The sequence below is a fragment of the Psychrobacter sp. KH172YL61 genome (assembly GCF_007182895.1).
GTDB classification, from domain to species: Bacteria; Pseudomonadota; Gammaproteobacteria; order Pseudomonadales; family Moraxellaceae; genus Psychrobacter; species Psychrobacter pacificensis.
The window spans coordinates 2,312,679-2,325,298 of sequence record NZ_AP019516.1 but is presented as its reverse complement, the minus strand read 5'-3'; the positions used below and the strand labels follow the sequence as shown (position 1 = coordinate 2,325,298).

9 protein-coding genes and 5 pseudogenes are annotated in these 12,620 nt (G+C 42.7%); 11 read left to right on the top strand and 3 right to left on the bottom strand.

The window, feature by feature from the left end; genetic code table 11:
* The first annotated feature begins 42 nt into the window (after positions 1 to 42).
* The 9 genes and pseudogenes from PKHYL_RS12415 to PKHYL_RS12380 all read left to right on the top strand — a co-directional run bounded on the left by PKHYL_RS12415 (position 43) and on the right by PKHYL_RS12380 (position 6,996).
* Positions 43 to 381, top strand: a complete 339-nt coding sequence (locus PKHYL_RS12415; RefSeq protein ID WP_240365318.1) for a metallophosphoesterase — start codon at positions 43 to 45, stop codon at positions 379 to 381.
* Positions 382 to 755: 374 nt separating this feature from the next.
* Positions 756 to 1,316: an ATP-grasp domain-containing protein gene (locus PKHYL_RS12410; RefSeq protein ID WP_240365317.1), complete on the top strand. Its 561-nt coding sequence runs from the start codon at positions 756 to 758 to the stop codon at positions 1,314 to 1,316.
* Complete coding sequence (locus tag PKHYL_RS18945; protein WP_442966159.1) at positions 1,297 to 1,599, top strand: ATP-grasp domain-containing protein; 303 nt, start codon at positions 1,297 to 1,299, stop codon at positions 1,597 to 1,599. Before PKHYL_RS12410 ends, PKHYL_RS18945 begins: the two co-directional genes overlap by 20 nt.
* 166 nt (positions 1,600 to 1,765) lie before the next feature.
* Positions 1,766 to 2,419, top strand: a complete 654-nt coding sequence (locus PKHYL_RS12405; protein ID WP_240365316.1) for an NAD-dependent epimerase/dehydratase family protein — start codon at positions 1,766 to 1,768, stop codon at positions 2,417 to 2,419.
* Between the two features lie 291 nt (positions 2,420 to 2,710).
* A pseudogene (locus tag PKHYL_RS12400) lies at positions 2,711 to 3,571 on the top strand (DegT/DnrJ/EryC1/StrS family aminotransferase); the annotation flags it as partial.
* Complete coding sequence (locus PKHYL_RS12395; protein WP_240365314.1) at positions 3,549 to 3,734, top strand: hypothetical protein; 186 nt, start codon at positions 3,549 to 3,551, stop codon at positions 3,732 to 3,734. The pseudogene PKHYL_RS12400 and the gene PKHYL_RS12395, both read left to right, overlap by 23 nt.
* 111 nt (positions 3,735 to 3,845) lie before the next feature.
* Positions 3,846 to 5,271 (top strand): annotated as a pseudogene (locus PKHYL_RS12390) (capsule assembly Wzi family protein).
* Between the two features lie 230 nt (positions 5,272 to 5,501).
* Positions 5,502 to 6,381, top strand: a pseudogene (folD, locus tag PKHYL_RS12385) (bifunctional methylenetetrahydrofolate dehydrogenase/methenyltetrahydrofolate cyclohydrolase FolD).
* A 96-nt stretch (positions 6,382 to 6,477) separates the two neighbouring features.
* Positions 6,478 to 6,996, top strand: a complete 519-nt coding sequence (locus PKHYL_RS12380; RefSeq protein WP_240365313.1) for a phosphate-starvation-inducible protein PsiE — start codon at positions 6,478 to 6,480, stop codon at positions 6,994 to 6,996.
* 64 nt (positions 6,997 to 7,060) lie between these two features.
* On the opposite strand, the pseudogene corA reads toward PKHYL_RS12380, so the two are convergent.
* Both corA and PKHYL_RS12370 read right to left on the bottom strand, forming a co-directional pair.
* A pseudogene (gene corA / locus PKHYL_RS12375) lies at positions 7,061 to 8,216 on the bottom strand (magnesium/cobalt transporter CorA).
* 155 nt (positions 8,217 to 8,371) lie between these two features.
* A complete protein-coding gene (locus tag PKHYL_RS12370; protein WP_058024362.1) occupies positions 8,372 to 8,761 on the bottom strand; it encodes a DUF2237 family protein in 390 nt (129 codons plus the stop codon).
* A 585-nt stretch (positions 8,762 to 9,346) separates the two neighbouring features.
* Here PKHYL_RS12370 and PKHYL_RS12365 point away from each other — a divergent pair.
* Entirely contained in the window at positions 9,347 to 10,546 is a 1,200-nt protein-coding gene (locus tag PKHYL_RS12365) for an ATP phosphoribosyltransferase regulatory subunit (protein ID WP_442966158.1), read from the top strand.
* Between the two features lie 147 nt (positions 10,547 to 10,693).
* Positions 10,694 to 11,983, top strand: a pseudogene (locus PKHYL_RS12360) (adenylosuccinate synthase).
* 280 nt (positions 11,984 to 12,263) lie between these two features.
* Here the strand turns inward: PKHYL_RS12360 and PKHYL_RS12355 are convergent.
* The gene (locus PKHYL_RS12355) at positions 12,264 to 12,461 is read right to left on the bottom strand and encodes a transposase (RefSeq protein WP_240366532.1); all 198 of its coding nucleotides are present in this window, start codon (positions 12,459 to 12,461) and stop codon (positions 12,264 to 12,266) included.
* Between the last annotated feature and the right edge of the window lie 159 nt (positions 12,462 to 12,620).

Sequence of the window (12,620 nt, the reverse complement as noted above, 5' to 3'; positions counted from 1 at the left end):
TGATATACATGCAAATAGTGTAGCATTAAAAGAGTTTATGGTTTGCGAAATATCAACTTTGATAAGTTGATATTTCTTGGTGACGCTTTAACATATGGGGTAGATGTAAAAGAAACTATAGATTTATTGCATCGGCTAGAAGAAAAATATGATTGTGTTTTTATTAAAGGTAATCATGAACAAATATATTTCGACCATCAAAATAATGAAAACTACCAATACAAGAGATTTCCTAACTTCCTTCTAGAATCAATATTGCATAGTGCAGAGCAGTTAAGTTTTATACTAGAAGATGAGTTTGAATGGGTTAATAGTTTTGTTATGAAGGCGTCATCTTTTCACATGCTAATTTATTTGAATATAGCAACTGGTCGTATTTAAATACAGAAACAGATTTTCAATCAAACTATAATATTTTGGTTAGTAGCAAACTGCGCGGCGCTATATTTGGTCATACGCACAGAGCAAAATACAAGAAATATAAAGGCGGGGTTGTAGATTCTAATATTTTAGAATTGCCAATACACCAAACTCTTTCATTTAGTTCAAATGACATTTTTGGTCACTAACGGTAGTTTAGGGCAGCCAAGGGGTCTGTACCTCCTTCCTAACATGCGATATTAATAGCACTGAAGTTGCGATTACTTCGATCCCTCTAAGCTATGATATAGCTTTACATTGTCAATCAATTACTGAGTCAAATCTACAGCTAGTACCAAAGAAAAGTTACTAAAATATTACGATAAGGTCTTACCATGATTAGAGTTCTCGTTACAGGTATGGGTGGTGGCGTTGGTCAGGGAATAGTAAAGTCTCTAAAATTAATAAATGATTTAGATATTTATATTGTCACTGCTGATATGAGTGAGTTAGCATCAGGTTTATATGGTGGTGACTATAGCTATTTAGTTCCTGCTGCTAGCGACGAGCTGTATTTTGATAGAATTAAGCAGATTTGTATTGAGCAAAATATTGATTTTTATTTTCCTGGTACTGATGTGGAACTAATCAATTGTGCTACTTACTCTAGTGAGCTTAAAGATAAATTTAATGTTGATATAATAATTTCGCCAGTTAATGTTATTGAAATAGCAGATGATAAATATAAAACAGTTAATTTTTTGAAAGAAAATGATTTTTCCCACCCTGAAACTTTTCTGCCTAATGAAGTAGATTGGGAGCAGATTAAATTCCCACTAATTATCAAACCTCGAGTAGGTTGTCGCTCTATTGGCGTGCATTTTGTTAATAATATAAATGAAGCTAAAGAAGCGGTTAACTCTTTAGAAGACCCCTATTGTACAAGAGTATATTGAAGGTAGTGAATATACGTGTACGGCAGCCATTTATAATGGTGTCATATCAGATGTGTTATGTTTAAGAAGAGACTTAAGATCAGGAGACACCTTTAGAGCTTTTCCTGTGAAATCTGAAGTTATAGAAAGCTATGTAAGAAAGATAGCAGTGAAAATTGGTATTCTAGGTTCCTGTAATTTTCAACTCAGACTAACAAGCTCTGGTGAACCTAAATTATTTGAAATTAATAGTAGGTTTTCTGGTACAACTCCTTTTGTTCTTATTTGGGGTTTAATCCAGTAGAGTTTTGTTTGAAGGCTAAATTAGGTATTAAGTACCAGTCAAGTATTAACTATGAAAAGGTTGTTTTGAGGCATTGGGCAGAGGTTATGGTCGAAAAATGTAGTCTAGATGATCTCAAAGAAAATCTCCAAGGCAAAGTCTCTGCTTTACAGGTTTCAAATTTATTATGAGAATTCTAGTTACTGGGGCGAGAGGTCAACTCGGGCGCGAAATTGTTCAGTGTTTACGCTCACATGGATTGGAGGTGATTCCTTATAGTCATTCTATGCAACTTTCAGAATTAGACTGGTCTGATATCACAGTGATAGTTAATTGTGCTGCTGTTATACCATCTAATAGTATAACTAAAAATCAGTATTTAGATGGAAATATTGTTTTTTTACAGAACTTATTGAAATACTCCAAAGGTAAGACCTTTATACACTTTTCAACTTTCAGTGAGTTGTATAAGAGTGATTTTTATCAGTTGTCAAAAATGATGGCAAATAGCCTATTGTTGATAAACTCTCACATTCTTAAGGGTTTGACTATCCTACCTTTGCCTACTTTAGAAGATGACTCTCTTATTGAAAAGATTGTTGGCTCAGCATCGGCTGGATTAATGCCGAAAGTTTATAGACTAAAATATAATTATATGAGCTTTAAGAGCGTCGCTTATTTTGTTAAAGATATGATTACCGAGAATGACAATATTAAAATAACTGATTTATATGAGAAAAAGATTTGTATGACGAAGTTATTAGAAGAATTGACGCTAGCTATATTATTGAAGGTGAAGTTATTGATAGAACATTACTCGATAATGGAGTTTATCATATAATGCCAGATTTGCTTGAGTCTTTATCTAAATAATAAGTTTGCTTAGTTTTACACCTACTATTAAGGTTTTTATTTTTTAAAATAACCATTTTTAAACGAGATTTACAAACTATGTTAAACACTCCCTTTCACCATGGCCAAGCTTCACCCAGCGAGAGGCCGATGCTGTCAGTCAAGTCCCATTATCTAATAAGGTAAACTACTGGACAGGTCAAGAAGGGCGCGAGTTTGAAAAGAATTTGCAGCGTGGGCAGACAGCCAACACGCAGTAGCCGTTGCTAATGGCACCTTAGCATTGGATGTAGCATTAAAAGCGCTGGATATCGGCGCAGGTGATGAAGTGATTGTCACGCCGCGCACTTTTATCGCCAGTATCTCTTGTGGTCAATGCAGGCGCGACGCCTGTATTTGCAGATGTGGATGCCGAGACTGGCAATATCCGCCTGAGACCATCAAAGCCGTATTGACCGATAAGACCAAAGCCGTCATTTGCGTGCATTTGGCTGGCTGGCCGTGCGACATGGATGGTATCATGGCATTGGCAGACGCGCATAATTTATACGTTATTGAAGACTGCGCGCAGGCACATGGCGCAACCTATAAAGGACGCAGTGTCGGCAGTATCGGTCACGTAGGCGCATGGAGCTTTTGCCAAGACAAAATCATGACCACAGGCGGTGAAGGCGGCATGGTCACCACCAATGATGAAAACTTGTGGCGCAAAATGTGGGCGTACAAAGACCACGGCAAAAGCTACGCCGCTGTCTATGAAACCAAGCACCCACCTGGTTACCGCTGGCTGCATGAAAGCTTTGGTACCAACTGGCGTATGCCTGAGATGCAATCGGCAATCGGGCGTATTCAGCTGACGCGCATGAGCGATTGGACTGAGAAACGTACACAAAATGCCCAAGCAATTTTGGATGCGTGTACACGCTGGGCAGAAAAAGGCTATCTGTCTGTACCCCGTCTAGAAACCAGCGCCGACTTTGCTGATGCCAAACACGCTTACTATAAGCTTTATGTTTATGTAAAGCCTGACAATCTCCCTGAAGGCTGGACACGAGATGCTATTATTGCAGCGATTAATGAGGCAAGGCGTGCCGTGCTTTTCAGGCTCGGCGTCGGAAGTGTATTTAGAAAAAGCCTTTGATGATACAGGTCTGCGTCCAGAAATCAGGCTGCCAATAGCCAAACAATTGGGTGAAACCAGTTTGATGTTTTTGGTGCATCCGACCTTGACAGAAGCAGAGATTACGCAAACTGTTCAGGCTTTAGACAAAGTTCTTGCCCGTATCGATGCGGATGCTAAATAAATAATGATTCATTAAAACTTATCTATTCTGGATAAGTACACTTTATAAAGAGTAGATAATTATGTCTAAACAAAGAAAGTACAAGCAGCTGAGTGTGTTAGTAGGGTTGGTATGATATCCATGCTGGCCTCAGCACAGAATTTGTATATGAATGATATGAAGCTCAAGTCAGAGCTAGAATGGTTAAATGCGCAAGGCGTCACTCACATTAGTACCAGTACATGGCCTTTAACTGCTAATGAAATTACAAAAGCAATCACCACGGCTCAGGTGAGTACCGACGCGCAGCAAAAGTACTACAGTCAGTCCGTGCCACACTTGCTAAAAACCCCAACTCCTTGGTGAAGGCTGAAGTAGACGCTTATGTACAGACCGATCGTCAGCAGTTGCCGCAAACTTTTGCTGATGACCATTTAGCAGGTCAAGAGGTTTCAGCAGCGCTCAGTTTGAGTGAAGAAAATTGGGAAATGAAACTTCAAGCCAATCTAAAAACGATAGTTTGCTCGAAGACAGTAACGACTTGAGTTTTGAAGGCTCATATATTGCTGGCTCTGCTGCCAATCAATGGTTGATTGCCGGTCAGATCCCGACATGGTGGGGTCCTGGTACTGACGGCAGTTTGATTCGTGGCGATGCCAGTCGCCCTGTTGCAGGTATCACCATGCAACGTGATGAGCAAAATGCACCAACCTCGCCTTATCTTTCATGGGTTGGTCCATGGCAGTATCAATTATTTGCAGGTCAGCTTGAAGATTATGATGCCGTACCAGATGCTAAGCTATTTGGTGCTCGTCTGACGGCCAGTCCTTTACCATGGCTAGAAGTTGGTGCGTCTCGAACCTTTATGTGGGGCGGGGAAGGTCGTCCAGAGAGTTTTAGCTCCTTTGGTGATGCTATTTTAGGCACTAAAGATAATGGTGACAATGGTGCGACGATTGGTGAAGACCCTGCTAATCAATTAGGTGGTTTTGATGCGCGTATGAATCTTGCGCCTTTGGTAAATATCCCAGCCACAGTATACGCACAATATGTGGGCGAAGATGAGGCGGGCGGGCTACCAGCGAAGAACATGTACCTTGCCGGTGCTGACTACGCTTCGGAAGCTTATGGTATGCCATATCAATTGTATACAGAATATGCAGACACACGTACTAGTGGTAAAGTCCGAGGCGTATCCCATGATCATAGTACATATACCGATGGTTACTACCAGCAAGGCTATCCACTCGGGCATTCTTTGGGCGGCGATGCAGAGAGCATATCAGTAGGTGGCAAGCTATGGCTAGATAGTCGAAACTTTGTCAATACAAAACTGCAATATGCTAAGGTTAATCAGTCAGGAGAGTTGGATCGTCGCACTGGAAAGTCTGATAACCAAGCCTTTCCAATGAAAGATAAACTGACCGCTATTGACATATCATGGGCGCATCAGTTGAATCCAAAAACTTTAGTGACATCTCGCTTATGGGGCGTAGACTCTGATACTCAGTCAAGTGATATTGGAGCAGGCGTTGGGCTAGAGTTTCAGACTTATTAGCCCAGGCCTATAGCGGCTAATAAATAACGTGAATACATGAGAGTCAAATGGTCTACTAAATGATAGTAGGCCACTTTTTTATTGTATCCCAATACACGCTAGGATTTTGCAGCGTACACAGGTACAATATTATTATCAGTCAAAGGTTGACGAAGTTAAAAGACAGGCATGCAAAGTACTTGCACGCGCTGTCTTTATTTTTTTATATCGTATCCTCTATTGGAGTTACTATGTCTATTGCCCACGAGTCCGCCACCGTTTTGGACGGCAAAGCACTTGCCAAACAAATAGAACAGGATCTACGCACGCGCGTGGATGCGATCAAAGATAAAACGGGACGCACCCCAAGCTTAGCGACGATATTGGTTGGTGACGATCCAGCCTCTGCCACTTATGTCCGTATGAAAGGCAACGCTTGCAAGCGTGTTGGCATGGACTCTATACGTGTTGAGATGCCAAGCGCCACGACCACTGAGCAGCTCATGGCAAAGATAAATGAGCTAAACAGCAATCCAGACGTACACGGTATTTTGTTACAGCATCCCTGTCCCTGAGCATATCGATGAACGTGCTTGCTTTGAGCAAATCGATTTGGCAAAAGACGTCGATGGTGTGACTTGTCTTGGTTTTGGTCGTATGGCGATGCAGCAATCCGCTTACGGCTCATGCACACCGCAAGGCATTATGCATTTACTCGCGCATCATAATATCGAGCTTGCGGGTTTGGAGGCTGTGGTCGTAGGACGTAGTGCTATTTTGGGTAAACCAATGGCAATGATGCTATTGAATGCGAACTGTACGGTGACTATCTGTCATTCAAGAACGCAAGACTTAGAGTCTCATATTAAGCGCGCCGATATTGTAGTTGGTGCTGTAGGTGTGCCTGAGCTGATCAAAGCCGCTTGGATCAAAAAAGGTGCGGTAGTTGTTGATGCTGGTTTCCATCCAACGGATAACGGCGGTGTTGGCGATATCGAAATGCAAGGCATGGAAAACATTGCTAGTGCGTATACACCAGTGCCAGGCGGTGTCGGCCCAATGACCATCAACACGCTTATTCGCCAGACAGTCGATGCGGCTGAAAAATCAGCAGGTTTGGGTATTAGCTAGAAAATAGCCATGTGAGTGCTGATTGCCGATAGATAAAGGGGCCTGATTGATAGAGTCAGGCAAATCAACCACCCTCTTCGTTGATAGGACCTAAAAATGGCTAAAAAAGATGTAGGTATTCATGAGCGACTACAAGGTATTGGTAGAGAGTTTGTCGATGTCTGTCATTACGTTATCTTATTTTTAATCAGCGTGGTGGTGGTCTGGACGGCAGGTAAAGAGTTTATCTATATTGTCCAAAAAGGCTCAGCGGATTTAAAAGATATTTTGATGCTATTCATTTATCTTGAGCTGCTGGCTATGATAGGGATTTACTTTAAAACCCATCGTCTGCCCGTACAGTTTTTGATATTTATTGCCATAACGGCTTTATCACGACATCTAGTGGTTGATGTGCAGGCAGTGTCAGATTATTTTCATCTATGGTTGCTGGCCACCATTTCTGTGGCAATCATGCTATTGAGTGGGGCTATTGTCATACTCACTTGGACGGCAAAAACATTTGGTCGCCCAGAAGACAATCTTGATAGACAGTATGCAAATTTAACGGTCAAGGCTATACTGCCTGATAATGCGCAAGATCCAGACAGCCATACCAAGCACCGCCGTGAATAATGATTGACGATCAGCATAAAAAAGGGCTACCAGTGGTAGCCTTTTTTTATGCATGAATGAGTTATCACAGCCATTTGAGTCGCTTAAAGTTGTAATACAAGAAGCTACAAAGAGCGATGATGATTATCATAATAACGAAGTAAGCGTATTTCCAATGCAGCTCGGGCATAAAATCAAAGTTCATACCGTAAATACCAGCGATAGCGGTTGGGACGGTAAGGATACCCGCCCAGGCGGCAAGTTTACGAACGACTTCGTTCTGTCCCATATTGACCATGGCCATATAAGTGTTCATGACCACGCTTAGCATCTCATTAAGACCATTAATGGCATCCAATGAGTGCAGGAGATGATCATTGACATCGCGAAAATATGGCTTGGCTGCTTGAGAAAACCCTGAGACTATCTCGCTTTTTTTTATGATTGATAAAGAAGCTACAGATGTCTTGCACGGGTAGGATGATAGCGCGCATATGTACCAGCTGTGATTTGAGCTGATACAGATTTTTTAATGTGCCTTTATCAAATTCATAGGTGAAGACATAACGCTCTTGCTCACGCAAATATCGTCCCAATCGATCAGTGATCGGCATATAGTTATCAACGATAAAATCGAGGATGGCATGGAGTACAAATATGGGACCCATGCGTAGCTTTTCTGGGCGACGATGACAGTGCTCGCGTACAGGCGCATAGGAGTTTGACGGACCATTACGAATCGTAATTAGGTAGTTTTTGCCCATAAATATCGCAGTCGTACCATAACGAATGACGTTGTCTTCGAGTTTGGCCGTACGTATCACGACAAAGACCATATCATTGTCATAGTTCTCTACCTTGGCTCGCTGGTGGTCAGCAAAGGCATCCTCAATCGCCAATTCGTGTAGATCAAAGGCGTCTTTCACCTTGACCATGGTCTCTAGGCTGGGGTCGTAAAGACCGAGCCAAATAAACTGACCATTATTACTCAGCGCACGGCTCACATCAGTAAGGGCGATTTTGTCTAGATTTTCGCCTGTTTTTCGCGAATACGCATAGCAATTAACCACTTCGTCTTTACTTGATGAATCAATATCTTCATAGCGCTCAGAGTCAGGATCGTAGACCGTCATGGTCTCGATGGTATCCTGAGTCGTGGCTTCAGCATCGCCGTAGATATAGCTGTCATCGTCATCTAGGTAGAGATGCCTGTCATTCATATTGGCATAAATGTGGCTCATATTAGAGTCAGGTGCAATGTGAGCCGTTTTTTTGATTAATTGGTTGTTGTCGTTTTCCACACACCCTCCCTGTCATATAATAAACAGCTGCAAGAATCAAAACTTGTCTTAAGCAAAGCCATTATCATTTGATCGCACTATCTATGAACAACCTTTTACAATGCATAGCTTTTTAGCGTGTCGATATCTACCAATGCCAATAGGCTCTCGTGGCAAGCTTCTAGTTTTATCTGCGGAGCAATGTCAAAATCTAGTGCTTCGACCCAACGCAGGGCGCAGATACACCAGTAATCACCAGGCTTGAGACCGGCAAAGTTATATTCAGGTAGCGGGGTGATAAGGTCATTGCCACGACTGGCTGAGAAGTTTAAAAACTCACTGGTCATCTTGGCACAAACGGTATGTTGACCAACATCATGGTTGCCCGTATGACAAAAGCCATTGCGATAATAGCCAGTGATAGGGTCGAAGCAACAGCTGGCAAGCGCTGTACCTAAGACATTGGTTTGGTTGATGGCAGGGTTTGGGTGGTAATCAGATGACATAAGGCTTCCGAGATAAAAATATGTGTTAGTGTACCATGAGTCGGTATTGATAACGCTGCCGTAATCACGCTCATCAGTGTATGTATAACAAAAAATAAACGCTATTGTGGTCAGTCAATGCCGAGCTGAATATATGAGTGTCAACGGCTGCCTCTACCGTACTAATGAGAAGCATTTAGACAGTAATTAGATGCGGATTGTGGCTAATTGTCACTAGGCGAACCTTGAGTGCTATGCTAAACTAAAGCATAAAGTGCCTTGATTATTGGTCGCAATTTTTTAGCGCATGAAGATACTCGTCTTATCATTCCAAATTATACTTATTACTCACCCCTCTTAAAGTCACCTGGTTTGTTTATAAATAATTGGGTCAATGATGTTGCGCGTTAAAAATAAAAACACTCGGCGTCAATACTTGGTAAAACAACCTTTGAGTACCGCATCAGTACCGCGTTTTTGGTAAGCGATACGCCAAACAAGGATTTATTGTGTCTGTTAGTTCTGATTCTGCAAAACCTGCCCAGCAAAAACCCTCCAAGTGAAACAGTGACTCAGTCTGCCAAAAGCAGTACTGCATCTAATAGCATGCCGTACTTGAGTAACTTTGGCAGCGATGTTGCCAATAGCTGGCTGTTGCCTGATGGGGTGGTCGATGTCCTGTTTGAAGATGCCCATAAGCAAGAAGTGCTTAGACATCAACTGATTGAGCAGCTTATCACTCATGGTTATCAGCTGGTTTGTCCGCCGATGATTGAGTTTACTGAATCTTTGCTGAGTGATGCATCAGAAGATCTGAAACGTCAAACCTTTAAGATTATCGATCAGTTGACGGGCCGTCTAATGGGCGTGCGTGCTGATATTACTCCGCAGATCTTGCGTATTGATGCGCATCATGGCGGTACGGGGATTGCTCGTTATTGCTATGTCGGTGATGTGATTCATACCCTGCCATCAGGATTGTTTGGCTCACGCACACCATTGCAGCTAGGTGCTGAGATATTTGGCTGTGCATCACTGGCAGCAGATATTGAGTTGATCGATGTGTTGTTTACCATGGTCAATAAACTCAATATAAGTGCAGCGCTCCATATTGATTTGGGTCATGTGGCGATATTTAAGCGTTTAGCCGAATTGGCTGAGTTGCCAGACAGCGCCACTGAGCAATTGATGTACTTGTACGCCAATAAAAACCTACCAGAGCTTAAGCGTCTCTGCCGAGACTTGCCGATGGGCGATGATTTTTATGTGTTGGCACGCTTTGGTCATGATATTGCAAACTTATTATCTAAATTGTCAGACACAGCTCAACAAGACGATCAAATCGCGGCCGCTGTCGATGAGTTACAACGCCTCAAATCTTATTTAGAAAATCACTGGCAGTGCCCAGTCAGTATCGATGTGACAGAGTTGTCAGGCTACCACTATCATACAGGTATCGTGTTCAACGGTTATATTAATAGTGAGACGCAGCCACTAGTACGCGGCGGACGTTTTGACGGTATGCAAAGCCAGACGCAAACACTTCGTGCTGCCACAGGCTTTAGTATGGATGTTAGTCGCTTGCTGGCGAATACGCAGCTTGATGCACCAACCACAGTACTAGTTGATTTTGCTGCTATAAACAATGCCAACGAAGATGAGATGCAGACACTCTTACAACAAGTTGAGAGTCTACGTCAGCAAGGCTATCGCGTCACCATGCCACTAGACGCACAGGACATCCCAAATGACGTCACTCATCGCTTAAGTTTTGCTGACAATCAGTGGCAGCTACAAACGGTTTAATGAGTCATTTGTGAAACACACGCGCATCAAGCACCAGTTATTAAAACGCTATGTTGTTCGTTAGATAAAAAGATACAGTCAATAAAGTCACTTTAATTTTTTAGCTTTTATTGCACACACCTCAATACATAAAGGTAAGGATTGATCATGGGTAAGAATGTTGTAGTCTTGGGTAGCCAATGGGGCGACGAAGGTAAGGGTAAAATCGTTGATTTACTTACCGAAAAAGCCTCAGCAGTAGCTCGCTTCCAAGGCGGTCATAATGCTGGTCACACGTTGAGTTGTCGATGGCAAAACCACGGTCTTGCATTTGATTCCATCAGGTATCTTGCGTGAAGGCGTTACTTGCTTTATCGGTAATGGCGTAGTGTTAGCGCCTGATGCATTGCTCAAAGAGATGAAAGAGTTGGAAGACAACAACGTACCAGTACGTGAGCGTCTACGTATCTCTCCAACTGCCCACTTATCATGCCTTATCATGTGGCCCTTGACCAAGCTCGTGAAGCCAAGCGCGGCAGCGGCAAAATTGGTACAACAGGTCGCGGTATCGGCCCTGCCTACGAAGACAAAGTCGCACGCCGTGCTATCAAGCTTGCTGACTTGTTCCGTGAAGATCTAGAAGAAAAACTACGTAACTTGATTGAGTATCACAACTTTCAATTAACTGAGTATTACAAAGTTGACGCGATTGACTTTGATGAGACGTACAAGCTTTGCCAAGAGTGGCGCGATGAGATTAATGGCATGGTTACTGATGTCACCGAAGACCTTAACCAATTGCGTCTGGCTGGCAAAAACCTAATGTTTGAAGGTGCGCAAGGTACCCTACTTGATATCGATCATGGTACTTATCCGTTTGTGACCAGCTCAAGCGTAACCGCTGGTGGCGTATCAACGGGGACAGGTATCGGTCCATTGTACTTAGATTATGTATTGGGCATCACCAAGGCTTATACCACGCGTGTTGGTAGTGGTCCATTCCCAACCGAATTGTTCGATGATGTTGGTGCTCACTTAGCCAAAGTCGGTCACGAATTTGGTGCAACAACTGGTCGTGCGCGTCGCTGTGGCTGGTTTGATGCTGAGGCATTACGCCGTGCAGTGGTACTGAACTCTATGTCAGGTATCTGCCTGACCAAGCTTGACGTACTAGATGGTCTTGAAGAGTTGCTCATTGGTGTGGGCTACAACCTGCCTGAGACTGAGTGTGCAGGCGCACATGATGCTGAGTTCTATGAGTCAGTAACGCCTAAGTACGAAACCCTACAAGGCTGGAGCGAGTCAACCGTTGGTATCACAAGCTATGATGACCTACCAGAAAACGCTAAAATTTACATCAAACGTATCGAAGAATTGATTGGTTGCCCAGTTGATATCATCTCGACCGGTCCTGACCGTGAAGAAACGATTGTATTACGCGATCCGTATGATGCTTAATTGGTTATAAAGATATTGTCTGTTTTATTTACAAAACCCTGATGCCAAACATTGGGGTTTTATTTTTGGTAAATAAGAAGATTGATGAGCGGTAAAACCTTGCTCAATTTATCTTTGTGTAAGTTATCGCCATAAATTAATCCTATCATTTATACGCTTAATCATTATATTGACATACTTCCACCACTTTCGCCAAGCTCAAGTGGGGAATTCTAAAAGCATAAGCTCTTAGGTGGCTTTCTCACGAAGGTCACAAGTTTTCTGTTTCAAAGGGCGACCTTTAACGCATCCCTCCCTCCGCAGACAAAACGGCATGTCCTGCCGCTAATATATTACGAGCCGCATTAACATCTGCGTTCGTAACATACCTGCATTCGACGCACTCAAAGTTTGCTTGAGTGCGTCTATTTCTCCTGGCAATATGCTTGCATTCAAAGCAGGTTTGGCTGGTGTAACGTGGGTTTACCTTAATGAGCAACCGTTCCAAAATCTTACTCAAACCTAGCCAATATTGACTATTAGATAGGTTTGACGTTTTCTTTCTGCTTCATTGTCACGCGCTATTTCTCATTTGAGATTTAGACTGACCACGACTCCACAGACTTTTTTAATTGGCGATGGAACTCACCGTCCAATA